This window comes from Ruegeria sp. H8 (assembly GCF_056532905.1).
This window is the reverse complement of the sequence record NZ_JBQFNY010000003.1, coordinates 167,529-191,913: the sequence shown is the minus strand read 5'-3', so window position 1 is coordinate 191,913 and position 24,385 is coordinate 167,529. Positions and strand designations below refer to the sequence as shown.

Sequence of the window (24,385 nt, the reverse complement as noted above, 5' to 3'; positions counted from 1 at the left end):
GCTCATGCCTCGCTTGTTAGATTGTTAGTGTTGAAGGTGTCCGTTTCCCCCAGACCCCCTGGTAGATTAAGGATGTCTTAAATATTGCGACGGGGGACTTGCCGAAATCGGGCGTTTTCGTCGCAAATATTGATACGGCCCGTCGCATTTATTGCGTCGCCTCCGTCATTCTCGTCGCAAAATCTACGACGGTCTCGTCGCAGTTATTAAGACAGGGTTTTGTTTTTCCGCCCTTGCCAGTCGGATTGTGAACTGGAGCTTTTACGACCGGGAAATCTGCCCCTTCAGACCACTGCTTGTACAATCTGCGACCTGCCTCCCTGTGTGCGGTCGGTAGCGAAATTTCGGTCAGTTCAAACAGCGGAGATGATGCGACGCCACTGGTGCCGAGTTTGGGCGGACGCGTCACGGCGATGAAGCCCTTCGCCTGTAATTCACGAAACCCTTTGGCGGCTGTGTTGTACGACACGCCTAACCGGTCAGCGGCTTGTCTGACGCTCAAGCAAATCCTGCCGTTGTTATTGTTGGCCGCTCCGTGCCATTCCAGCCTAAGCCATGGATACAAGGCCTGCGCGGTGGACGAGAGGGCCCGCCAGGCGGGCTCCTCCATCATGTTGCGAACAAGCTTGGTCCAATGCTCGACGCGCTTTTCGTTTCTCTTGTCGCGCCCCATCTAAGCCGCCTCCGCCTTGTTGAGCGCGTCTATGAACTCCGGCAGCAACTCCGCCTTGAAGGCGACGCCTTGCTTGCCCGGTAGCATCTCTCCGTCTTTTGAGGTGAAGAACACGCGGATATTGATGAGGTCATGCCCCTGAAAGTCATTCCGGCTGACACGGTATTCCTCGTGGCTGTTCTTGGGGATTTGGGTGATGAGGGCCATTAGCGGCCCTCCCCGGAGTACAGCGTTGCGACGACGGGTCTGTTCATACTTCGCGGTGCGCCGAGTTTCATACGTTCTGACAATGGACCGGAATTTGTCGCCCAGGCTGTCCAAGGCTGGATCGCCGCCGTTGGCGCCAAGACGGCTTACATCGAACCTGGCAGCCCTTGGGAGAACGGACACTGTGAAAGCTTCAACGGCAGGTTAAGGGACGAGTTGCTCAACGGTGAAATCTTCTACAGCCTGCGCGAAGCTCAAATTCTGATCGAACAATGGAGGAGATACTACAACACAAAGCGGCCCCACAGTGCACTGGGCTATCGCCCGCCAGCGCCCGAAACCATCATACCAATGGATCGCAGGCCGACGATGCACTAACAATCAATTTGGACCAGTCAGATGAGGCTGCTCAGGCTATCCACAACTTATCCAACGGAACTGCTGTTTGTGCTGAGCGCCCATTTTAAGTTCCGAACGTTTCTGCTGTCCGGCAGCTTGGGTGTTGCTCATTGGGGCGTTGTCAAGCCTCGGCACAACCCACTCGCCAATAAAGTCAAATACACGAAGAAAAATGGCATAAAATCAAAAGTGCTCGTCGGTCATACTCTCTATTTTAGCCCAAAGCCTTTTTACTTGAGTTTCATCGTGACCGACATGTCCAATACCCTTCCACCTCTCACCAGCTCTTTGCGGCCCAAATTGCGCGCCGATCAAACAACATCGGAAACAGCTACGCACCAATTTGATTTTCCGTTCAGTGCAATCGACTTGGAAGTCTTTGCTGCATTTGCCCCTTTGATACTTTTCGGACTCGTTTATTTGGCATTTCGCTTTGCGCCTCGCTCAAATAGCGGGGCTAAATTCGAGAACTCCGCTCAGTATCGCCAAACTCCCGAAAAGCCAAAGGCTGTTACGCAGTCTTCAAGACGGCAACCCACACCATTTGATGTCAAAATTGCAGAGCATTTACCGGTAAGAATAGTTCTGCAAGGGAAAGCATGGGTTACGGATGGCGATACAATCGTCATCAACAAAACGCAGATACGATTGTTCGGTATTGACGCACCCGAGATCGATCATCCTTTTGGGCAGAAGGCAAAATGGGCGATGGTGAAACTTTGCAAAGGTCACAGAGTAAAAGCGGTAGTAACTGACGTGGATCATTACGGCCGTACTGTTGCGCGTTGTACTTTACCTGATGGCCGAGATTTATCAGCTGAACTTGTGAAGATGGGATTGGCAATCGATTGGCCCAAGTTTTCTGAAGGTAAATACAAGCATTTGGAAGTTCCGGGTGTGCGCAAAAAGTTGTGGTTGGCTAATGCGCGTCAGACAGGGAAGATGCATCTCTGGGAACAGTTTGAATACGATCAACGAAATCCAGAGAAGCGGTGAACGATACGACTTGAATTTTAAGTCGGAAATTGGGTTCGATGCTGTCGAATGCACTCGCAGCATCCTGTTGTCGTGGCGACCGCTGCATAGGACTCAAACTGCCCAAATGGACACGGCACAAATGCATGCGGCCGACCTTCAGTGGTTTACGCAGTAAACCGATGCCTACTCTTGGCTTCATGCAGTTTCTTTGCGGCTCGCTGAGGATCCGCCTTAATGCTCTCTGCGAGCTTGGCTCTAACACTGTCGATAGAATCACTCAGCTCATTTTCCTGAATGTTTTCAGGTGCGGCCAATGTAACTCCAAGGCCTGCAAATTTCGTCGTTATCAACCTAATATGCTGATGGCGATGCTCGCGCTTAACGCTTGTGGTGTCGATGTGGCTGCGCATTTCCAGTAGGTCATCCTCGGATGATCCAGCAACCAAGCCCTACATTGTATGGTTAGACCACCGCGCGTGGTTTCCATCGTCAAGATCAGGCTCGCAGTATCGTACCTTCTTTAAAGCCTCAGCAATGGCATCGCCGAACAAGGCATCGAACTGGGACCACGTCCTGATCTGCCAACGATCTATGGCAAGCTGTTCCCCGCAACGCGCCACACGCAGCTTTGAGACGCATCAGAAGGGTCAAATGGGGGTGTAAATGCGGACATCGTCCAAGCCCGCCGATTTACGTATGCGCCGCCGCGATTTTTACAGGTCATTTCGCGGTCCACTGTCAGAAGCGCTTAATTTTTGACGTGGATTTCCCGGTTGACGAGGCAATTCCATCAGGATGTCATAGGCTTCTCTCGGTAGAGGAATGCGGCGGCGTCCGGTCTTGTTGTCCTGCAATTCCAGATGGTGCGACGTTACATAGCCCCAGCGCAGCGTCAGAATCTCGCGGATGCGACATCCAGTGTAAATCAGCAGCAATAGTGCCGACACTCCGTGCCGCTTCCGGCGATAAATCTGAGTGCCAGAAGACCAAAAGCACGTAGTCGGACACTGGGAAGACTTGGCTCTCATGATTGGTAAGTCATTGAAAAAAATGGTATAGGGTAGGTGTGACCGAAGGGTCGTGACAATGCGTGATCTGGTCTTTGAGAATCGATTCCCCGACTGAATCACCGGCGTGGTTGCGGTCACGCGACGACGGCAATTTGGTAGAAAGAAGTCATCCAACAGAATTGGTCAGATGACCGCTCTGAGCCCAAAGCAGACAATCTCGGAACGAAATGATATGGTGGCAGAACCAGAGGCGCTCATACATTTAGGAACCGTACTTTACGGAGGTCGGATGAATGATCATGCGTATTTTTCAGGTCGTGACACGGCCAGGCAAAGAGGAAGAGTTCAGCAAGTTCTTCCATGAAACAGCTATCCCCTTGATGAGAGGTACCAAGGGCATCGTTCAAGTGTTTCCTGGTGCCGCACGTGCTGACACACCGCGAGAGTTCAGCTTTGTGATGATTTGGGAAAACCTGGAGTCACTAAAGGCTTTTGTCGGCGATAACTACCAGAGCCCGCATATCGATCCGGCGGAGGCCGAATTGGTCGAGTCGCGTTCGATCAAGCATTATGAACTGGTTCAATAAGAGCGATGGCTTGAATGCAAAGAAGCAATTCGGGGGGAAACAATGATCAAGGGGAAATGCGGTTGCGGAGCCGTAACGTATCAGATGACGTCACCACCCATGTTCGTGCATTGCTGCCACTGCGGCGAATGTCAGCGACAAACCGGAGCGGCCTACGTCTTGAACGCCATCATTGAGGCAGATCGCGTGCAGTTTGAGGGGCCAATCACTGAACATGAGCTCTCTACTCCAAGCGGGAAAGGTCAGATCATTACGCGCTGTAGAGATTGTGGCGTCGCCGTTTTTAGCAGCTACATGATCCGCCTTGGCAAGCTAAGGTACGTGCGCGTCGGAACATTGAACAACCCGGATCAATGTCCTCCGGATGTACAGATTTTCACCAACAGCAAGCAGGCCTGGGTGCCACTCAGCAAAGACATTCCTATCTTTGAGGAATTTTACAAATTCGATGAGGTGTGGCCGCCCAATGCGTTGGACCGTTTGGAGATAGCTCTATCCTGACGGGCCAGTCGCTCGGGCCGAATGGCAGCTTTGTCCGTATTTCGGTCGTTCGCAAAACTATGGCGAACGCAGCCATCGAGATCAGTGCGGACGCTTTGGCGAGGCTACCATTTGGCGCAAAGAACGCTTCTGTTGGTGTAAAAAAACGTTGATGCTACTCTGGCCCGGCTTGGAGGGTGCATGAACGGCCTAAGTGATTTTGAAAAGATGGAGCGCGAAGGCTGGGCCAATCCAGCTATCGCCAAAGGTTATGCAGATGGATTTCACCAAGCCACTCGCCTTGTTGCGCAGAGGCTCTCGGATGCGGTTTCCGCAGGACCCAAGTCAACGGTTCTTGATTTATGCACCGGGCATGGTGTTGTTGCTGCAGAACTGTCGGCAAGAGGGGCATCCGTAACGGGGCTCGACTTCTCGGGAGTTATGATATCTCTTGCTCAATCAGCTGTGCCAGACGCTTCCTTCATTCAAGGAGATGCGATGTCAATGGACTTTGCTGATAGCAGCTTTGACGCCGTCACTATTGGTTTTGGTGTCCCGCACTTTCCCGATCCTGAACGCGGTTTGGCGGAGGCGGCAAGGGTTTTGAGACCAGGAGGGCGAATCGCGTTTTCAATCTGGAAGGGGAAAGGATCAGATGGTGCTTTCGGTTGGTTGTTCGATGCGGTTGGGCGACTGGGCGATCCGTCTGTAGAACTGCCGTTAGGACCGGATGCCCATATGCTTGCCGACCGTTCTTCTGCTGAGCCTATGGTCACTCAAGCGGGATTTGCAGAGTTTCAGTTGTTCGATGTGCCTTCTGAATTGCACGTACAACACCCTGAGGACTTGTTTGATGCATTTGACCAGGGTGCCGTTCGCGCGGCGTCACTATTAAGATCGCAACCTGCTATGAAACGAGATTCAATTCGCTCTGATCTGGCGGAACGCACTCGCTCTTTAGGCAACATGCACAATGGCGGTTTTCTTGTCCCGGCCCCGTCTGTCATCATATCAGCCGTTCGCCGCTAACTTTTTCGAACCTTTGACGATTATGCACGCTCTTCGAACAGCAGCTTTGTCCGCATAACAGACTTGAAAGCACTTGAACCGCTGGTTCAGGAGTGGCAACCCGAAAGGGAACCAGCGTCACTTAGGAAACGTCATATGAAAAACCTTATTCTAACGTGTTGCTTTGGAACTATTTCCCTATGTTTCACAGCGTTTCCGTTGACTGCACAGCCGCGGCTAGGTTGGGCGTATCAGGTTGATGGGCTTGCCGCTTTTCAAGGGGATGCGGATTTGAGCGGCGGTGGCGAATTCTCTGCAAGTCGAACATTTCTTCGTGCGACCGCACTCTACAACTTGGACGGAGGAAATTCAGTTGGGCTTTCCACCAGCTTTGGCAAACTGGATTATCGCTTCAGCCAATCGAACAACCAGCCATGGGAAAACATCCGTGACCTCCGCGTCGCTGTTCCTGTGCGGCTTCGAGTGAGTGATACAGCAACAGTTTTTGTGTCGCCACAGATCAGATGGGACTATCAAAGCGGGGCCTCCTCATCTGAAGGAAGAACCCATGGTATTTTTGCAGGAATTGCTTGGCAACTGAGCGAGCGCTTGACGATAGGTCCGGCCTTTGGCGCGTTTTCTCAATTTGACGAAAGCGGCACAGATTTTTTTCCAGCCCTGCTGATCGACTGGGACATAAACGATCGCTGGAACTTGAATACTGGCTCTGGTGTAGGAGCGACGCAAGGTCCCGGACTGACACTGAGTTACGCGTTGAATGACACATTGGACATTTCGTTGACCGCGCGATCGGAAAAAATTCGATTCAGGTTGGATGGGGATGGCCTTGCCCCGAATGGGGTGGGTGAGGATAAAAGTATCCCTGTAGTTCTATCTGTTGGATACAACCCGAACCCTGGGGTTTCGTTAAGTGTCTTTGCTGGCGCAGAATTTGACGGCCGCCTGACGCTAGATGATGCGAATGGATTGGAAATTAGTCGTCAGAGCTATGAAACAGCGCCATTGGTTGGGCTGGCGTTCAGAGTCAGGTTCTGACCACAGCATTGAGCCAGTTTGCCAGTTGTGTGCGGAGTTTTTCTCACGGCTGAGTTCACGCGTCTACTTTGTTCGCATAGTGGGCGTTCATCCCAAGTGCAGCGAACGGCTGCAACGAGCCCTGAGCGGTCGTTCAAGACTGCTTGGAGGAAGCAGCTTTCATGGCTTCGATAGGAGCTTTAGCCGCAGATCACGGAGTTTCTTTCGGTTTATTGCGGTCAGATCGGGGAACAGCTCTCGCTCACTGACTTGGTAGCCGAGAAACAGACGAGTTCTCATTTCGAGTTCGTCACCAGCAAACCCTATCTCAGAAAAAAGCTGACGAATGACAGCTAGCCTGTGTTTCATCTGCCTGCGCCAAACTCGACGAACCTTGGGGCTTTGATATGCCCATTGCCTGATAGCTGTATCCAATTGGACGAGTTGAGCTCGGTCTACATGTTCATAAACAAACGCAAGTCGACTTTCCGGTGATTGCTCAACTAGCGTTTTGGTATCTTCAATGGGTTCTTGGTCAAGCTCTAACCAGTAGTTGAGCAGAGCATTGTGCAAACCGTCCCTGCTACCAAAGTGATAGTAGAAGCCGCTCTTCGATACATTAAGCTCCGCGGCAAGCCTTTCTATGCGAACAGCTTCGATCCCACTGCATTTCAACAAGTCCAACGCGGCACGTAACCAGTCTTCTTTGCTAACGCGATGTTCTCTTTTGATCTCGGTCATGTACAACACGTAACGCATGGTGTTATACAGAACAACTATACGGTACCGTTTAGTATATATAGACGCCAGCGTACAAAAGCACGTAGTCTCTGCCATTTGAACGTCGTGGGAGCGGCTGGTTCGCGCGCAACTCGAATTAACCAGCGAAAGGGCTCTCGTGGGCCAAATAAGATCTACGGGTGCAGGATACGCGAAGCGAAAGGAAGCAGTGGACCATGAAAAATGATCTTTCAAGCTTGATAGCAGCTATTGCGATAGGCCTAGTACCGGCGACTGCTTTCGCAGAACCAATTCCACGCGCCGGACAAAGCGAAACAGAATGGCGCCATACACTTTCGGTCTATGCGCTCCTACCAGCAAGAACCAGCGGGGACTCGACGGTTGCAGGAGTGACGGTCCCGCTTGACCTGGATTTTGGCGACGCGCTGGAGCTCCTCGATTTCGCCGCGGCCGGTCGATACGAAGCCTGGCGCGGCGATTGGGGTTTCATAATAGATGCCAACTATGTGTCACTTGAAGCCGACGGCAGTTTGCCCACGCCTGGAAGTGCTCCGTTCAGCGCTGATATTCGACAGGAATGGCTGGGTTTACTTGCGGCGTACAAGGCCGTTGACGCTATCGGGGGTAACGGGCATCGCTACGCTATCGATCTGCAAGCAGGCGTGCGTTACAACTCTTTGCGCCAAGAGATAACGGTGACATCTCCGGCACCAATACCGGTATTGGGCGGCGATGAAGGCTGGTGGGAACCCGTTGTCGGCGCACGCGGCACTTGGGTGCTTAACGAGCGGTAGACCGCAATTGCATCCCTGGAACTTGGCGGCTTTGGCGCAGGCGGTAACGACCTGCAAGTCGGAGCCAATCTTGGTGTAGATTGGCGACCATGGGAGACAACTTCGCTGTTCTTTGGATGGCGTTACTTCAGCATGGACTACAGCGACACGCTTTCAACAGGGGCGTTCGAATACGACGTCAAACAGCACGGGCCGGTTCTTGGCGTCAAGTTCAGATTCTGAGCTGTGGATGCGTACCCAATTCGGGAACATGTAGATGGATGTTTCCAAACACAGGGCATTGCGTTCAAACCGAACGAACATCGATAACTTTTAGGGGAGGGTCTAGAAATGAAAGAAGGATTCATTGGAACCACTATTTCTGTGCTTGTTCTTTTGGCCGGGAGTGTTTCGGCTTGGGCGCAGGTGTCGCCCAGCGAGCCGCTGCCAGAACACGACGTTTATTACCCGGGAACAGAGGCATTAGCTCCGGATGAAATGCGTGTTACTGCCTGCGGCACAGGGATGCCGACAGTTCGACCAAAGCAGGCGGCAGCCTGCTGGTTAGTCGAGCTTGGAAATGGTGACAAATTTCTATTCGATATCGGTGCGCAATCGATGAGTAGGATATCGGCGATGAAGATTCCCTATGACTACCTCGATAAAGTATTTCTCGGACACCTCCATCTGGACCATATGGCTGACTTGCCCTCACTCTGGATCAGTGGACTTAAAGCTAACCGAACCTTTCCGTTAACAGTTTGGGGGCCAAGCGGTAGAACACCAGAACTTGGCACGAAGGCATCGATGGAACACATGCAGAAAATGTATGCATGGGAGGTTGCGTCGGTCATTGGAAAACTTGATGATCGAGGACTTCAGATTGAGGTCAACGAGTTCGATTATAGAGGGATCAACGAGGTAATTTACGACGAAAATGACGTCGTTATCCGTACGATACCCGCGGTCCATGCGATTGATGGTGCCGTAAGTTTTATACTTGAGTGGAACGACATGAAGTTCGCATATTCCAGCGATACCTCCCCAACTACTTGGTGGGTAGAATACACCAAGGATGTCGATATTTCAGTGCATGAAAGTTTTGCTCCACCAACGACACTAATTGAAAAGCAAAACTACGGCCTGGAGTTTGCGCTTTTGCTTGGGACACTGCTGCACACTTCACCGAGTCAATTTGGCAAGCTCATGGCAATGACAGAGCCGCGTATTGCAGTTGGGTATCATTTCTTTAACGACCACGACACTCTGCCAGAACAAATTGAAGAAATCCGCAAAGTCTACGATGGGCCGCTCGCTTTGGCGCAGGATTATATGGTCTTCAACGTTACGAAGGACGACATTAAAGTACGAATGGCGGTCGTTGATGAGGAGATCTGGCCTTCAGCACCAACTCGACCCAAAGTCGCTGAGGATGAACCCCGAGAAAAGCTTTCAGAGTTTACCAAGTCGGGTGACCTTTTTATGGAAGACTTGCTTAAGCAGATTTGGGATGAAACTAATTCAATCTATGGTAGCAATGCTGTGCTTCCGCCGAATGGCATCGGTGGAGAATAGTCGATAGTGTATCCCGTTGTCGGCTCGAGTGCATCATCCAAAACAGGCTCTGAATTCAAATTTAACGTCTGCTTTGTCCGTAAAGTAGACGTTCAATGAATTTGGGCGAACGACTACAATGAACCCATTTTCGCCTGAAACATGACCGCTTTTTTGGTGAGGTGCTATCCCTCCGGAGTGTACCAAATGGGCGAAGTATAAGCCCGTTCTTGTGTGGATGTCGGTACTTCTTCGGGTAGTTCGTCGCCGAACCTAATAGCTTCGTAAACCGTCCATCGCGGCGTGGGGATTTCCAGCACGCGCGCGTAGTAAAAAGCCTTTTGTTCCGGATCAAATTCGGGATCAGACCAGACGGTTATCAATTCTGGCGATCCGATTGAGTTCGTGAACGTACCGGTTTCGACGTCCACGGTGTTGCCGACAGGCGGCAGCTTGCCTTCCGCACTGAGATCCCGATCGCCGGACCAGACGACATCAAAAACCTTCTCTTGTGTCTCACCGTCTTCTGTTACCCAGCCCTTGACTATCTGAATACGATCCAGATTACCCGAGTACGGATCCTTGAGTGCAGCGACGAGAAAATTTGGCGCTAAGGCATCACCGGGCGCTTCCGGTAGATCTGCCCCCATGGGTACGCCTTTGTCATAACCAATCTTCGCAGGAAGCCGCGATTGAGCGTCGTTTTCTTCGAAATCCCATCCCCCGAAGAAACGTACCGTGATCCGACTACCTGTTGTCCCATATACTTCCTTACGTTCCATCGCGTCGAAAATAGATGCTCGTGTATTTTCCTCGGCCCAAACCGCCGCGTAACCAGAGGCAGCCATCTGCCAGCCCAGAATTTTGGTCGCTTCAAACTCGCCGACAACATGCTGCCAACGCCCAGGCTCAGGTTCCACGCCCGAGTGCTTACCAAAAAAGTTATCTTCCTGGGCTGTCGCCAAAGCCGTGTGACTGTCTGTGGATCCCACGACGCCGAACTTGTAAGGGTTGGTCCCAAGTTGCGCCTCAAGCTTCAAGCCATTTTTTAAAGCCTCGCGAGCATACTCGTACTGCAACATCCAGTCTTCTTTTGGAACAGGGCCAAGGTTTGCGACGTCCCATGTTTCGTAATCTGCAAACTCGTCATTTGGGCTCAGGAACGGGTGGGCCTCGCCGTCGCCTTTGATCTGAGTGATCTCGTACAGTGGCTCCCATTTGGCGCGTCTTTCCGCGTAATCTCCTGTGAGCGGTTCGCCGGTATCGGGGTTTGTCTCGACAGGAAACATCAAACCATTAGAAACATTTCCGTTGTGCGCCAATGCAAGGACGCGCCCGCCTGTCGTTTCTTCGTATCTTTCCATCCAATCCCACAGATCTTCCGGATTGAATGTCTCGGCAGTCGTAAACGGCAACATTTGCCGCGCCCGAATCCTGTCGTCCCTATAGATGACATTGCGGTGCAAGTTGTTGCCGCCTTCCGTCGAGGTCCATTCGTAGCCGATAAACGCGGTAAACGATCCCGGTTGATCATAAGCATCCGCAGTTTCCGTAAAGTCATCCCAAACTGACTGTACGAAACGACGGTCAGCAATCGCCTCCGGCAAAGCTTCACCGGTAATTCCAGCGAAAGTCTCGATAACCTCCATTGTCGCTCCAAGGGCAACATTCCCTCCTTGGTTCAACCTGTCGTTCCAGTCACGTAACGTTGGGTCGCCCATCAAAGTTGCGTTCCCCGCGACGATCTCGTTCATCGCGCCCATCGCGTCTGAATGGTCTGAAACAACGAGCCAATCCAGCGGGCGAGACAGCTTCGCCCGCAGGCCGTGAGAAGTAGTTACTTCTTCTCCACGCGCAAACCGAAACGCGTCTGAAGGCGAAAGAAGTACACCAAACGCACGCGCGTCGAGTGAGAGCGATGTATGCAAGTGGGTGTCGCCCCAAAGAGGTCTAGTTGGAAAGTCGCGTCCTGCATAAGGCGAAAACGCATCTGATGCAGGGGCATGCATGTCGGCCCCCGAGATGGTCATTTCACCAACTTGTCCACCCTCGGCGGTTTCCTGTGCCCAAGCAGAGGTCGAGGACAAACAGAGACAAAAGAATAAGGTCGCACTGAAAGGAACTTTCATGGCTATATTCCCTGCAAATCAGATTATAGCTCATGCGACCATTCTCATATGCTTGCTGTCAACCTCGTTTTTGTTTCCGCGAAGAGCGTCTGTACTTGGTTGAATTGGTGTGTAACTACCCAAATCCCTCGCCGCGTCTTAGTCTCGTTTACTGCGGAAACAAACAGCGGCTTTGTCCGCAGATCCTTCACTGATGCACTGCGCAACGAAGACTGCTCCGAGCCCAGATCAAACGTTCATTTCTAACTGCTGATAGCCTTTGAAAGTCGCATGCGGGCGTTCAGCTTAAGCCTGATGGTAGCTGCTTTCGTTGACTTCCGACTTCCTCAAAGTACGTACATGCGATTGCACTAGAGCTTGATGCGGAATGCCGCGAAGCCATCTGCACCATCTCCGGCGTCTTCGATAAAAACGCCTTTGACATCGGCGATGTAGTCTCGGGCCTTAGGGCCGGTCTCGAATAGCACGGTCGTGTTCTCTAAAGGAGCAAATGACCAGTTGCCGTCCGCTTTTGGGTTGATCGTTCCCTGTTCGACAATATAGCGCACAATGACGTCGCGATTAGTGTCCGGGGCTTCGAACACGGTTGTATCACCCAATGCGCCGGGGAATGAACCGCCACCCGATGCACGATAATTGTTTGTGGCGATGATGAACTCCATATCATCGGTGACCGGTTCGCCTTGGAAGGACAAGTTCACAATACGGGCTGCATCGGGATTCACCTCTTCCCCCTTTGGCCCAAAGCGCGACGGCTGCGACAGGTCGATCTGGTATGTTACGCCATCCATCACATCGAAATTGTAGGATGGAAACTCTGGATTCAGAAGAACCGCATCCTCTGAGCCTCGCTCGATCTGGTTGAACATACCGGCCGAACGCTCCAGCCAACCACGCAGTTGCACACCGTTCACTCGCACCGCGCGCACTGTGTTGGGATAGAGATACAGATCAGCCACATTTTTGATAGCAACATCCCCGACCGGGACGTCGGTGTAATAGTCCGGGCCCCCGCGACCACCCGCCTTGAACGGCGCCGCCGCTGACAGGATCGGCAATCCTTCGTGCTCGGTGCCTTTCAGCATTTCTTCGACATACCATTTCTGTGCGATCGAAACGATCTGTACAGACGGATCATCAGCGACCAATGCAAAATAGCTGTGCAACGGGGCAGATGTTTTGCCAACGGCTCGACGGACATAGGCGAGCGTTTCGTCGTGATCCTTCGCAACCGAGTCGAGAACCTTCTGATCGTCTCCGACCAAAGCGGTGATTGAGCGGTCTTCATTGCGTTTGGAAATCGCGCGGGCCTCGGACGTGGTGGTAACCACGCGCCACTCATTTCCTTCCCGTTCCAGCAGCAGGTCCAGCAACCCAAGATGTGAGCCCCAGAAGCCGCCCATAACAGCAGGTTTACCCATCAGGGTGCCCTTTTCGACGTCGATGCCGGGTCGGTCCGCAAATGTCGGCGAGGGAAAGACAAGGTGATTGTGCCCCGTGACCAGAGCGTCGATCCCGTCAACACCCGCCAAAACGACTGAGGCGTTTTCCATACCGTCCAAATGATTGGCGTCGCCGATCCCAGAATGTGAAAGGGCGATGATTAGCTCACATCCTCGTTCCTTCATCTCTGGCACGTATGCCCGCGCGGTTTCAACGATATCGCGGGCCTGAACATTGCCTTCCAGATGCTTTCGGTCCCAGTTCATGATCTGCGGCGGCGTAAAGCCTATGACACCGATTTTGATTGAGTGCTTGGTCCCATCACCCATTTCGATTTCACGGTCGATGATTGTGTAGGGTTTTATCAGCGTTTTGTCGTCACGCGGAGTTGCGCCTTGTGTCTTTGAAACATTGGCCAAAACGACCGGGAACTCTGCGCCCGCGAGTGATTTTTCCAGGAAATCCAGCCCGTAGTTGAATTCGTGATTGCCCAGAGTTGCAGCATCATAGCCAACCGTGTTGAACGCGGTGATGATGGGGTGCGCGTCCCCTTCTTTCATGCCACGCTCATAGGCGATGTAGTCGCCCATTGGGTTCCCTTGAAGAAAGTCACCGTTGTCGACCAAGATCGAATTTGTCGCCTCAGCGCGAATTTCGTTGATGATTGAGGCCGTACGGGACAAGCCCACTGTGTCACGGGGTTTGTCAGCATAGTAGTCATAGGGGAACACATGAACATGGATGTCCGTTGTTTCCATGATGCGCAGATGCGCTTGATTGTTGGATGCCAAAACTGAAAAAGGATGCAAGGTGATGGCCGCTGCACCGGCTGTTGTTGCAAGAAATTGGCGACGCGAAATTGACGAGCGGTTGGAAAAAGACATGGGTCACCTTTCGAGTTGGCTGGCAATAAGAATAGTTGCCGGTATTGCATAACGATCTTATGACAGTGTCTTCTAACACATTTTACAGACTTATTTCAGGGGGTATGGACCAGGCCATGCGCCAGATCCGTGGAGTCGCTGAATGATTGGATCAGGTGAAACCAAGCCGGGACTGGTTTGACAACGTATGTGAAGAATAATCAGTGCCTTTTCCCATCACACATGCTGTATTGTCAGCGCAAAACTATTCTGGAGGTTGTTGTTGGAGCCGGCAATTGCCGATGTGTTGCCCATGCCTGCCAGCGACTTACACTACCGATAATCGACGTGAACGACACTGCCCGCGTTGCCGTTGCCATGACTTAAGTAGGACGCACCGGGATACATCTTTTGTTTTCACGCAATCTCCGTACCTGAGGCCCAGTGAAAGTTGACTGTAACATTTGGCCATTCGTCGACTCAGAGCAGGCGGCCGAAAAACATTTAGCTCCGCCGCGACATTTCGAAAGTCTGGTGCTACTAACGGTGAGTTATGATGCTAAAACCCTCTTCGGGTGATGGTGGTACGAAATGCCGCGCAATACGCCGAAATTGATCTTCCGTTGCTGCAAATGCATGTGCGCCTTCTCTGTTGCGCTTGTGCAGCCGGTGCAGACAAACCTCATCTGACACATCCAAAAAGTGAAGGTGGTGCTGCGCAGCATTGTCTTCCAGCAGGTCGCGCATCCAGGCCCTGTTTTCAATTGTGTTCGCTGGAAAATCGAGAACGACCGAAACGCCAGCCTTCAGCAGAGCAGCCACGTGAGGACCCATGACCAGTCGCAGTTTCAAAGCGCAGTCCACATAATCCTGCAAGGACTTCATTTGATCCCCAAACAGCGCGCTAAGCCATTCATCTTCTGAAATGAGCACGGCCCCGTCACTTTTCGCAAGTCTCGCTGCCAGAGTTGATTTTCCAGAAGCAACTTTGCCGCATAACAAGTGGAGCGTTGGAATAGCCTGTGACATAGAGCGAACTCCCGGATTACCTGATGGTCCCTGCGCTAAGTTGGTCCGCCAGTTGATCAAACACCAACCTGATTCTTCGTGCGGTATGTAGCTCGGAGTGCGTCGCCAGCCAAATCGGGAACTTAAACGGCTCATGGTCGGGGAGCACGCGCTCGACGCCGGGTGTTAGGGCAGCCACGTCATCCGACATTACACATATGCCAAACCCTTGGCGCACCAGCTCCCAGGATACAATCCCGCTTTGTGAGCCGACCCGGAAGCTTTTTCGAGTGACCTTAATGCCCGCCGGATCAAGAAAACCGATCATCGTGTCAATGTCACCAAATCCGACAAAGTCCAACTTAGCGAGTTCGCATTCATTTTTTGGCCGTCCAACCTGATCAAGGTAGGAAGGTGCCGCGTAGAAATGTGCCGTGGCCTCGGCGACAAGCTTTGCCGTTAGATCCGGCTGCGTCGGACGTACATGTCGGATGGCGATATCAGCCTCACGTCGCTGTATGTCTCGTATGTCATTTGCAGCAACGATGTCTATCTCCAGTCGCGGTGCTGCAAGTCGGATCTTTTTCAGAATTGGCGGCAGCTGATAGGCAGACATCACATCGGACGCAGTTATCCTGACTTGCCCTTCAACAGCTTGCGACTGACTTGTCGCAGTAAGTGAAATCCTGTTTGCCACATCCGCCATTTCTCTGACATGCAACAAAAGCTCGGCGCCAGCAGTCGTCAAATTAAGCGACTTGCCGACTCTTTCGAACAGGGTGATGCCAAGTGCCGTTTCCAGCGCGGCAACTTGCCGGCCCACAGTGGGTTGAGTTTGCTCAAGAACGCGCGCCGCTGCGGAAAACGAGCCTTCTTCGGCGGTCGCAAGAAAGGACCGCACCTGATTCCAGTCGAAATTGATGGCTTTCCAGTTCATGCATTTATGCATAACACTTCTGCGAATTGGGGCAATTCCATAAATGAATGTTTGGTACTACAGGATACGGCGACAACCTTACTAGAGAGTATTGAAATGGCTGCTTTGTCTAAGGATGCCGCGTTCTGGAGCAAAATCTCGCGAAAGTATGCGGCAGACCCAATCCGCAACATGGAAGGGTACCTGAAAACACTGGAACGTACCAAGTCGTACCTGAAAGCGGAGGACAACGTACTCGAAATCGGGTGCGGGACAGGTTCAACTGCGCTGCTGCTTGCACCGAATGTCGCCCATGTCACTGCCACGGATCTCGCTCCGGGCATGATCGAGATTGCCGATGAGAAGCTTGATAAAGAAGGGCTGGAGAATGTCACTTTCAAGGTGGCCGACGTTCTTGAGCACAGTCTTGATGAAGGCTTTTACGATGCCGTCTTGGCGCATAACTTGCTTCATCTTCTGCCCGATTTGGACCAAGCGCTCGAGCACATTGCTGCGCTGACAAAACCGGGTGGGCTTTTCATATCCAAAACCGTTTGCGCGCCTGAGAGCGGTGGTTTCAAGTTTGCGATGATCAGTCGGATCGCAATCCCAATCATGCAGGCTTTTGGGAAAGCCCCATTTGTGAATTTCGTGTCTGGATCGGTACTTGAGAGGAAAATTGCGTCCGCAGGCTTCGAAGTTATTTATACTTCTGATCAAGCCTCGATGCTCCAGAGTCGTTATATTGTCGCGCAAAAATCATGAAGCTCCAGTTCGTACAGCTTCGTCCTTTGAAATGATCTTTGCATCACAGTGTTCTATATAAACCATTCTCAAGTGATCGGATGTTACAAAAGGTCTGTTTCCAATTTAATTAAGCGACTGCGAGTGGCAGCATTGTCCGCATAGCGATCGTTCGCGATATTCAGGCGAATGTCAGCATCGATTCTCAAGCAGAAGAAAAAGTGGTCCAGCAAACGCTTTGGCGTGGTTCCGAAATGCGGCGAATTCAGTCTTGACCAATTACGTGTTTGAAGCGCTGGAAAAAGGTATCGGCCAGTTCGTTTAGTAAAGCCATTTAGGTCGACAGATTTTTTAATTCACTTGCGCGTTTCCGCCTGAAATCCTGGAAACCACAAGGGTCCCAACAAAAAACTTCGAATTTGTGGTAGGTTATTCGGAGTTAACAAGAAATTTTGGGAGGGCGAAAATGAAATACAGAACAAAATCCACCATAGTGGCGGCATTATTTGCCGCAACCGCTACGGCCGTTTACGCACAAGATGAACCTCCTATGAACTTCCTGATTATTTGGGGAGATGACATTGGGTTTTGGAATATTAGTGCCTACAACCATGGCATGATGGGTTATCAGACACCCAACATCGACCGTATAGCCAAAGAAGGCGCGCTATTTACTGACTGGTACGGAGAGCAGTCCTGTACTGCAGGACGAGCAGCTTTTATAACCGGACAATCTCCCATTCGTACGGGTTTGACAAAGGTAGGCCTTCCTGGCGCACCTGAGGGCATGCCCGTGGAAGACCCCACCATCGCTGGACTACTCAAAAACCACGGGTATATGACAGGCCAGTTTGGCAAAAACCATTTGGGTGATCGTGACGAGCACCTCCCCACCAATCACGGTTTCGATGAATTTTTCGGGAATCTCTACCACCTCAACGCAGAAGAAGAGCCTGAAAATCCAGATTATCCCAAAGATGAAACCTTTAGGGAGAATTTCGGCCCGCGCGGGGTGATCAAATCGACCGCAGATGGCTCGATCGAAGATACCGGGCCGCTTACGAAAAAACGCATGGAAACCGTTGACGAAGAAGTCACGGCAAGCGCGTTGGATTTCATGGATAGAGCTGTTGAACAGGACAAGCCTTTCTTCCTTTGGTGGAATTCCACTCGCATGCACATTTTTACGCATCTTAAGGAAGACTCCGACGGAGTGACGGGACTTGGTGTTTATCCTGACGGCATGGTCGAGCATGATGGGCACGTCGGTGTACTACTTGATAAACTTGAGGAGCTTGGGATCGCCGAAAACACTGTCGTAATGTATTCAACAGACAACGGAGCCGAGACCTTCACGTGGCCGGACGGTGGTACTACCCCTTTCCGCGGCGAGAAAAACACGCAATGGGAAGGTGGCTATCGTGTTCCGACTGTCATCAAGTGGCCGGGCGTCATCGAGCCGGGATCGAAGATCAATGGCGTAGCTTCACATGCGGACATGTTGCCAACCATTATGGCTTCTGTCGGCGAGCCAGACATCAAAGAGCGGCTACTTGATGGTGGCGTTGAAGCGATCGGTCGCCAATACAAGGCACATCTGGACGGCTACAATCTACTTCCGTCGCTCTCAGGTGAAACTGATGATTGGCCACGCAGTGAATTCATTTATTGGACTGACGATGGCAGCGTCGCCGCCTTGCGCTATGAACAGTACAAGGTGACATTCCTAAAACAGAACGCACATGGACTTGATGTTTGGCTCTCACCTTTCGAGGTGTTGCGCGCACCGATGCTTTCAAACTTACGGAGTGATCCGTTCGAGAGAGCCGAGGAAGAGAACGCTATGGGTTACCAGCGCTGGTTCCTTGAACATATGTTCGCGATAGCTCCTGCTGCCGCCTACGTTGGGCAGTGGTTGCAAAGCTTCGAGGAGTTTCCGCCAAGGCAAAAACCCGGCAGCTTTAACCTCGACAACGTTATGGAGGAACTCACCAGCCGTGCCGGCAATCAATAGCTCTGACGAAAGCCAGTGAGCTTGAATTCAAAGACAACATTCGGTCGAATTTCAACGCGCGAATCATCCCCTTGAACTGAAAATTGGCGCAGTCCAAGGGAGAGAATGAACGGCGGCTTTGTCCGCGAAGTAGTCGTTCACGCCGAGTGCACCGAATGACTCTGCCGAGCCCATTGCCGACTTTGCCGGGTGATTGAAAACAAAATTGACTTGAGTAGTCCTGAAGCGATTGAGCGAGAAATTGGTTAACATTCCTGCCGGACACACACGGTGGGAGCGCAAGAGGGTTTTGGAAAAATGCAAGAAAATTCAAAAAATTCTATGTATATATAAATCCCTTGGTATTGTCGTGTTATGAATTCACTAACGAGAATTACGCGAGGTATAGGCGTCGCCTTTAAAGACGGCAGGGTGAAGGGCCTTCTAGCATTCACAACTGGCATGATCCTGTGGGCGTCAGTGTTTTACCGTTATGTCGAAGGTTGGAGCTGGCTTGACTCTATCTATTTTTCTGTTGTGACAATTTCGACCGTTGGGTTTGGCGACTTTTCCCCTGAAACAGCGGCAGGGAAAATATTTACAATTTTCTACATCATCGTTGGGCTCGGTATCTTCGTGACTGCAGCGACTACGGTGGCAGATACAATCCTGTCCCAGGACGATAAGCAAGAGGACAACTAGTTTTGCCCCGCCGAGCCAATGCGATTTCATACGCAGGCAATACGTCGACCGAATAGCCCCTCTGAAATCCAGATTTGCGATATACTTCAAATGGTTACAGGTTTTTTGGTATTTTAAATATACATATTAATTTTTTTGAGTGTAAAGTTTGAACAAACAAATGTTGGAGGGATGGTATGGAAAAGACTCAGGACGCGAAGATTGTCGATCTCGCGATTAGATTGCTGTTTCTCGGGCTATTCCTTTACAGCGCTTTGGTAATGGTCGCCCCGCTGGCAAGCGTGGTCATCTGGGCGACGATCCTGTGCGTCGCACTCTATCCGGTTTTCGATTGGCTGCAGTCCAGGTTGGGCGGAAGAAAGAAGCTTGCGACGACGATACTGGTGTTGTTGGGCCTCGTTCTGACCTTGGGGCCGGTCGCGACAGCGGTATCCGGAGCAGCCGAACTTGGGTCTGGATTTGCAGAACAAGCTGACAACGGCGAGCTAAAAGTCCCACCGGCACCCGATGGCTTAAAGGAGCTGCCGCTGGTCGGAAACAAAATTGCTGAAGTCTGGGGCTTGTTTGAACGAAACCTTGACGGCGCGCTTGCCAAATACGGCGCGCAGATTCTTGAGATCACCAAATCACTGTTCGGAAAGGTGCTAAGCATCGGGCTTGGGCTCTTGGCGTTGGCCCTGTCCGTCTTGATCATGGGGGCTTTGTTCAGCCCTGGTCCAAGTCTGGTGCAAGGCCTGCAGCGCTTTGCCAACCGTGTCTTTGCGCCCCGTGGCGGTGAGTTCGTTACACTTGCCGGCGCTACGATCCGCAACGTGACAAAAGGTGTGATTGGCGTGGCTGCGATTCAGGCGGTCGTGGTTTGGATATTGTTGGCGCTGTTCGGAATTGGCTCGGCCGCCACGCTGGCGTTTATCTGTTTGATCCTCTCGATTATCCAGATCGGGCCCGGCTTGGTTCTTTTGCCAGTGATTATTTACGCTTGGAGCACCATGTCCGGCGGTGCCGCGTTGATCTTCACAATACTGGCTATTCCCGTTGCGATAATGGACAGCTTCCTAAGGCCTGTATTCATCTCAAAAGGCCTCGAAACACCAATGCTGGTCATACTCATTGGTGTTCTTGGCGGCATGATGGCCTATGGCTTGATCGGCATTTTTATGGGACCTGTTCTGTTTGCCGTGTTTTATGAGCTGTTCAAGGTCTGGATCGACGCCCCTGCAGAAGCTGAAAGCGCGGCTGAAGGAGCCACGAAATGAGAAAGACGATTTGGACCACTTTGGCCGTCATTCTTGTTTTTCTTATCTGGTATCTTGTCGCTGACCGAAAAACGCCGTTTACCGGGAATGCCAGAGTAAAGGCCATTGCGACCCAGATCGTTCCACAGGTCACCGGTACAGTGACCGAAGTTCTTGTCGAAAACGGACAGATCGTCTCGGCAGGTGATATTCTGGTTCGGATCGACCCCAGGCCCTACGAAATTCAACGCAACAAGGCGGAAGCTGATCTAGAAGCGGCCACGCAGGAGGTGGGTGCATCCTCGGCAGAGGTAAGAGCCGCGCAAGCCAAACTGGCGCGGGCCCAGAGCGATCTGGACACAATACGCATTCAAACAGAGCGTGTTTTTGCGCTGGAAAGAAAGGGATTGATCGCCGTCTCAAAAGCCGACGATGCCCGAGGTCAACTGGCAGAGTCCGAGGCAAATTATGAGAACGCCAAAGCGGATCTTGAAAAAGCAAAGCAGAGGCTGGGTGACGACGGGATCGAAAATCCAAAAATTCAGCGCGCGTTAGCTGCCTTGGCGGATGCAGAGCTAAACCTGGAATGGACTGAACTGCGTGCTCCGGCGACGGGTGTCATATCCAATCTGTTGATCGCACCTGGTACGTATGCACGGTCCGGTCAGGACCTTTTGACGTTCCTGGATGCAACCGACATATGGATAGAGGCGTATTTTACGGAAAACAACCTAGGCCGGGCAGGGGTGGGTTCTCCTGTTGATGTCGTGTTGGATATGCACCCCGGTCAAATTATCCCGGGTGTCATTGAGAGCTTCAGCGCGGCTGTATCCTTGAGCGGTGGCGATGAACCTGGCCAGTTGGCCAGCCCGCCAAGTACCAAGGGGTTTCTGCGCGAACCAGAACGGTTTCCCGTTCGGATCGTGCTGCCGGGATACGAGGCCGGAAACGCCGAAGACGAACTGCGCTTCCAACTCAACGGGCAGGCCGACGTGATCATGTATTTGAGCGACAATTCCCTGCTGAATGTGGTCGGCCGGACCTATATCCGTTTGGTCTCAATACTATCCTATGCCTATTGAGGATCGAAAATCCGTTATCCGGCTTGCGTTGGGTGTGACCGGCGTTTTCGCCTTAGGCTTGTTTCTGGGGTGGCCGTTGGCGGTTGTGGGGGCAGTTTTCACCGCGCTGTTCCTACAAGCGCCCACCGCGCTGCCGTTGGCGGCATTCGCAAAGCTGTTTGTTTTCTCTATAGGATTGATGTTCATCTCATTCCTATTGTCGTCCGTTTTCGCACCCTATCCCGTGGTATTCCTTATTCTGGTTGCCATCGGGATCATCCTGTCCTTCATGTGGTCAGTTTCAGGGGCCGGTGTTCTACCCGGTGTCATAGCACTCATGGGGGCGTTGATGATCCCGAACCTCGTTTTGCAATCGCAGGATCTGGCGCTTGTGCTTGTATTTTGGATACCGATTAACCTGCTATTTGCAGGTTTCGTATCCACGCTGATGTTTGTGATGATCCCAGCGGAACCTCAAACAGTCGCCCAAAAGAAAGCCGACGCGCCACCAGATTTTGACCGGTACCGGCGGATCGTCAGAATGTCGCTTGTGACGCTTCCATTTGCCATGGTGTTTTTTGTGTCCGGGGCATCTGCTTTGTTGGTTTTGTTCTTTGTCGCTCTTTTGAGCCAGCAGTTGGCCGCCATGCCGTCGATGGGAAAAGCCGTCGCCAAAGCTATGCTTACGGCAAACCTGCTTGGGGCAGCGGTGTCGATCATTTGTTACGAGGTAAACGTGATCGCACCGGTTATTCTGACGCCCATTTTATTATGTCTGTTTTTCTGCTTCACCCTCGGAGCGCTTGGGAAATCTCAGGTCGCACTCGCAGCAGCAGCCGGTTCGGCGTTGACAACGGTTCTGATCGTTTACGGTGGGTCGGTTGCACCGTTTTCGGATGAAGCTGACGTCAAAAGTATCACGCGCGTATTGCAAGTTGCAGGGGCCGCTTTCTTCGTGATTGTCGCTTATGTCATAGTGGACGAGTTCTGGCCGGAGAGGGAAATGCAAGCTTCATGAGTTGCCTGAAGTAAAGCTTTCAGGCGTCCAATCCAGCAACAAGAACAATGTGCTTCGAAGTCAGTGTTACTATCCAAGCGCGCGTCGACAACTCAGGTTAATCCCTTTCAGATTCAACACTGTTCTTCCGAATTTGGCAAACACGGCGCGCTTATATTGCCGGCGGAAACACGGGTGCGATCGTATAAACCATCGTCTGCCTAGCCCGCCAAGTAGACACTCAAGCAAAGCTCAGCGAAAGTCGGCGATGCGGACAAAGCGGACGCTCAATCGTTTGGCTTTCGCTCTGGTTTGTATTCTGGAAGCTTGGACAAGGCCGATTTCAACGCGTCGCCCCACACCTCGGAAATGGTGCGAAAGTACTGATCGTCGGGTTCGAATCTGGACCGTGTGCCGCCTTCAAGACTGTCTTCATCGTAAAGAAGAAGGTCAAGCGGAGCTCCGACAGATAGATTGGCCTTGATCGTGGAGTCGAAGCTGACAAGCAGGAGTTTCACAGTTTCCGCAAAGCTCATCTCCGGATCATAGGCGCGCACCAGAATTGGACGCCCGTATTTCGTCTCTCCAATCTGAAAGAACGGAGTGTCAGCGCCAGCCTCGATAAAGTTGCCTTCGGGGTAGATCAGAAACAGGCGAGACGGGCCGCCTTTGATCTGGCCACCTAAAATGAGTGTCGCATGAAAGGCGCTGTCGGCTTGCTGACCGGATTGGGAATGCTCCTGTATGACGTCGTTCAACGTAGCCGCGACCAGTTGCGCGACTTGGAACATTGTCGGTGCTTCCAGTATGGACGGCGAGCGATCTTCTGGCGCTTTGGTCCGCTCTTCCAGAAGGCTTATGGTGGCCTGAGTAGTCGCAAGGTTTCCGGCCGTTAGGATAGTGATCGACCGATCGCCATCAACTGTCCAATTGAACATCTTGTTGAAGGTCGAAACATTATCGACGCCTGCATTCGTGCGCGTGTCGGACATGAACACCAACCCGCGATTCAGCCGCATACCCACAGCATAGGTCATCAAGTTCTCCGTTATTGCTGTGCGACCTGCAACTGCACTGTCAATTGCTCACCCGCTGCCCCAATTCTGTTCCCTATTACTGGGGCAGCTTGGGAATAGTCCAGACCGGTCGCGACGCGTACGTATCGATCGTCAGGTGAAATCCCGTTTGAAACGTCGAACCCGACCCACCCAAGCGCGTCCAAGTGCACTTCGGCCCAGGCATGGGTCGCGTCCTGTAGTTCCGTTTCGTTCATCATCAGGTAACCCGATACATAGCGTGCAGGAACTCCAATCTGTCGCGCGCAGGCAATGAAAATATGCGCGTGGTCCTGACACACGCCGCACCCGGATTCGAGTGCGTCTTCTGCGCTCCAGCCCGGGTGCGAACTTCCAATCTCGTACGCGACCTGAGTGCGAATGCTTTCGGAAAGGGCATGCATCTTTTCCAGCGGTTCGCCTTTGGGCAACGCGCCTATTACTTCGGCAACCCCTTTCCCCGGCGTTGTCTGCGGGGTGCTCCTTTTGAATAGCCACAATGGAGTCGACCCTTCGTGACGCCCGAGGACGCCATGTGTGTCTTCCACTTCTACAACGCCTTCTGAGATCAACGAGATGCTTTGGGTGTTTACGTCGAAACTGATCAATTCCACGGTGTTGCGGTGGTAGTCTTCAAAAGTCAATTCTTTGCGCCCGCCAGTGATTTGGGTGCTCCAACTTACAATGTTCTGATTGCGAAATGACTTTGGTGTCTTTCTCAGCTGTTGCAGCCCGAAGGGAACGGGTGCATCGAAATCGTATCGTGTCTCGTGTCGAATGTGCAGTTTCATTGG

General features: G+C 52.1%; 23 protein-coding genes and 1 pseudogene. 14 read left to right on the top strand and 10 right to left on the bottom strand.

All coding sequences use genetic code 11. The annotated features are described in order from the left end of the window. Positions 1–148: 148 nt before the first annotated feature. Together ACR0A2_RS10435 and ACR0A2_RS10430 are read right to left on the bottom strand one after the other, a co-directional pair. Positions 149–673: a hypothetical protein gene (locus ACR0A2_RS10435; protein WP_480446594.1), complete on the bottom strand. Its 525-nt coding sequence runs from the start codon at positions 671–673 to the stop codon at positions 149–151. Next, the gene (locus tag ACR0A2_RS10430) at positions 674–880 is read right to left on the bottom strand and encodes a transcriptional coactivator p15/PC4 family protein (protein WP_480446595.1); all 207 of its coding nucleotides are present in this window, start codon (positions 878–880) and stop codon (positions 674–676) included. A gap of 39 nt (positions 881–919) precedes the next feature. On the opposite strand from ACR0A2_RS10430, the pseudogene ACR0A2_RS10425 reads away from it, so the two are divergent. Further along, positions 920–1,258: pseudogene (locus ACR0A2_RS10425) on the top strand (integrase core domain-containing protein); the annotation flags it as partial. Positions 1,259–1,279: 21 nt separating this feature from the next. Then, positions 1,280–2,275: a thermonuclease family protein gene (locus ACR0A2_RS10420; protein WP_480834952.1), complete on the top strand. Its 996-nt coding sequence runs from the start codon at positions 1,280–1,282 to the stop codon at positions 2,273–2,275. A 695-nt stretch (positions 2,276–2,970) separates the two neighbouring features. Here the strand turns inward: ACR0A2_RS10420 and ACR0A2_RS10415 are convergent. After that, complete coding sequence (locus ACR0A2_RS10415; protein ID WP_480834951.1) at positions 2,971–3,204, bottom strand: site-specific integrase; 234 nt, start codon at positions 3,202–3,204, stop codon at positions 2,971–2,973. A gap of 356 nt (positions 3,205–3,560) precedes the next feature. On the opposite strand from ACR0A2_RS10415, the gene ACR0A2_RS10410 reads away from it, so the two are divergent. From ACR0A2_RS10410 to ACR0A2_RS10395, 4 genes are all read left to right on the top strand, one after another. Continuing rightward, a complete protein-coding gene (locus ACR0A2_RS10410) occupies positions 3,561–3,854 on the top strand; it encodes a putative quinol monooxygenase (RefSeq protein WP_152456701.1) in 294 nt (97 codons plus the stop codon). A 42-nt stretch (positions 3,855–3,896) separates the two neighbouring features. Next, positions 3,897–4,355, top strand: a complete 459-nt coding sequence (locus tag ACR0A2_RS10405; RefSeq protein ID WP_152456702.1) for a GFA family protein — start codon at positions 3,897–3,899, stop codon at positions 4,353–4,355. Between the two features lie 180 nt (positions 4,356–4,535). After that, a complete protein-coding gene (locus tag ACR0A2_RS10400) occupies positions 4,536–5,363 on the top strand; it encodes a class I SAM-dependent methyltransferase (RefSeq protein ID WP_254705291.1) in 828 nt (275 codons plus the stop codon). Positions 5,364–5,498: 135 nt separating this feature from the next. Then, positions 5,499–6,398 carry a hypothetical protein gene (locus ACR0A2_RS10395; protein WP_254705290.1) on the top strand — a complete coding sequence of 300 codons (900 nt, stop codon included), beginning with the start codon at positions 5,499–5,501 and terminating at the stop codon, positions 6,396–6,398. A 159-nt stretch (positions 6,399–6,557) separates the two neighbouring features. Here ACR0A2_RS10395 and ACR0A2_RS10390 read toward each other — a convergent pair whose 3' ends face one another. Next, on the bottom strand, positions 6,558–7,118 hold the full coding sequence (locus tag ACR0A2_RS10390; protein ID WP_480834950.1) for a TetR/AcrR family transcriptional regulator: 561 nt from the start codon (positions 7,116–7,118) through the stop codon (positions 6,558–6,560). Between the two features lie 215 nt (positions 7,119–7,333). Here ACR0A2_RS10390 and ACR0A2_RS10385 point away from each other — a divergent pair, with 215 nt between their 5' ends. Together ACR0A2_RS10385 and gntH are read left to right on the top strand one after the other, a co-directional pair. Further along, positions 7,334–7,912, top strand: coding sequence for a hypothetical protein (locus ACR0A2_RS10385; RefSeq protein WP_480834949.1), 579 nt, complete (start codon positions 7,334–7,336; stop codon positions 7,910–7,912). A gap of 330 nt (positions 7,913–8,242) precedes the next feature. Next, on the top strand, positions 8,243–9,466 hold the full coding sequence (gene gntH / locus ACR0A2_RS10380; RefSeq protein ID WP_480834948.1) for a guanitoxin biosynthesis MBL fold metallo-hydrolase GntH: 1,224 nt from the start codon (positions 8,243–8,245) through the stop codon (positions 9,464–9,466). Positions 9,467–9,630: 164 nt separating this feature from the next. On the opposite strand, the gene ACR0A2_RS10375 is transcribed toward gntH, so the two are convergent. The 4 genes from ACR0A2_RS10375 to ACR0A2_RS10360 form a co-directional block, all read right to left on the bottom strand. Then, positions 9,631–11,574: a DUF3604 domain-containing protein gene (locus ACR0A2_RS10375; protein WP_152458460.1), complete on the bottom strand. Its 1,944-nt coding sequence runs from the start codon at positions 11,572–11,574 to the stop codon at positions 9,631–9,633. Positions 11,575–11,924: 350 nt separating this feature from the next. Continuing rightward, positions 11,925–13,901: a bifunctional 2',3'-cyclic-nucleotide 2'-phosphodiesterase/3'-nucleotidase gene (locus ACR0A2_RS10370; protein WP_480834947.1), complete on the bottom strand. Its 1,977-nt coding sequence runs from the start codon at positions 13,899–13,901 to the stop codon at positions 11,925–11,927. 519 nt (positions 13,902–14,420) lie between these two features. Next, the gene (locus tag ACR0A2_RS10365) at positions 14,421–14,909 is read right to left on the bottom strand and encodes a P-loop nucleotide/nucleoside kinase family protein (protein ID WP_480834946.1); all 489 of its coding nucleotides are present in this window, start codon (positions 14,907–14,909) and stop codon (positions 14,421–14,423) included. A gap of 16 nt (positions 14,910–14,925) precedes the next feature. Continuing rightward, positions 14,926–15,825, bottom strand: coding sequence for a LysR family transcriptional regulator (locus tag ACR0A2_RS10360; protein ID WP_480834945.1), 900 nt, complete (start codon positions 15,823–15,825; stop codon positions 14,926–14,928). Between the two features lie 96 nt (positions 15,826–15,921). On the opposite strand from ACR0A2_RS10360, the gene ACR0A2_RS10355 reads away from it, so the two are divergent. The 6 genes from ACR0A2_RS10355 to ACR0A2_RS10330 all read left to right on the top strand — a co-directional run bounded on the left by ACR0A2_RS10355 (position 15,922) and on the right by ACR0A2_RS10330 (position 22,557). Beyond that, positions 15,922–16,569, top strand: a complete 648-nt coding sequence (locus ACR0A2_RS10355; RefSeq protein WP_480834944.1) for a class I SAM-dependent methyltransferase — start codon at positions 15,922–15,924, stop codon at positions 16,567–16,569. Positions 16,570–17,014: 445 nt separating this feature from the next. After that, the gene (locus ACR0A2_RS10350) at positions 17,015–18,562 is read left to right on the top strand and encodes an arylsulfatase (RefSeq protein ID WP_171230014.1); all 1,548 of its coding nucleotides are present in this window, start codon (positions 17,015–17,017) and stop codon (positions 18,560–18,562) included. Between the two features lie 441 nt (positions 18,563–19,003). After that, positions 19,004–19,243, top strand: a complete 240-nt coding sequence (locus tag ACR0A2_RS10345; protein ID WP_253282527.1) for a potassium channel family protein — start codon at positions 19,004–19,006, stop codon at positions 19,241–19,243. A gap of 176 nt (positions 19,244–19,419) precedes the next feature. Continuing rightward, positions 19,420–20,499 carry an AI-2E family transporter gene (locus ACR0A2_RS10340; protein ID WP_171230012.1) on the top strand — a complete coding sequence of 360 codons (1,080 nt, stop codon included), beginning with the start codon at positions 19,420–19,422 and terminating at the stop codon, positions 20,497–20,499. Further along, positions 20,496–21,560, top strand: coding sequence for an HlyD family secretion protein (locus ACR0A2_RS10335; protein ID WP_152459502.1), 1,065 nt, complete (start codon positions 20,496–20,498; stop codon positions 21,558–21,560). Before ACR0A2_RS10340 ends, ACR0A2_RS10335 begins: the two co-directional genes overlap by 4 nt. Then, positions 21,550–22,557 (top strand): DUF2955 domain-containing protein, encoded by a 1,008-nt coding sequence (locus ACR0A2_RS10330; protein ID WP_171207152.1) that lies wholly within the window; start codon positions 21,550–21,552, stop codon positions 22,555–22,557. Before ACR0A2_RS10335 ends, ACR0A2_RS10330 begins: the two co-directional genes overlap by 11 nt. A gap of 266 nt (positions 22,558–22,823) precedes the next feature. Here ACR0A2_RS10330 and ACR0A2_RS10325 read toward each other — a convergent pair whose 3' ends face one another. Both ACR0A2_RS10325 and ACR0A2_RS10320 read right to left on the bottom strand, forming a co-directional pair. Continuing rightward, a complete protein-coding gene (locus ACR0A2_RS10325) occupies positions 22,824–23,573 on the bottom strand; it encodes a proteasome-type protease (protein ID WP_152459500.1) in 750 nt (249 codons plus the stop codon). An 11-nt stretch (positions 23,574–23,584) separates the two neighbouring features. After that, positions 23,585–24,382: a transglutaminase family protein gene (locus ACR0A2_RS10320; RefSeq protein ID WP_480834943.1), complete on the bottom strand. Its 798-nt coding sequence runs from the start codon at positions 24,380–24,382 to the stop codon at positions 23,585–23,587. Between the last annotated feature and the right edge of the window lie 3 nt (positions 24,383–24,385).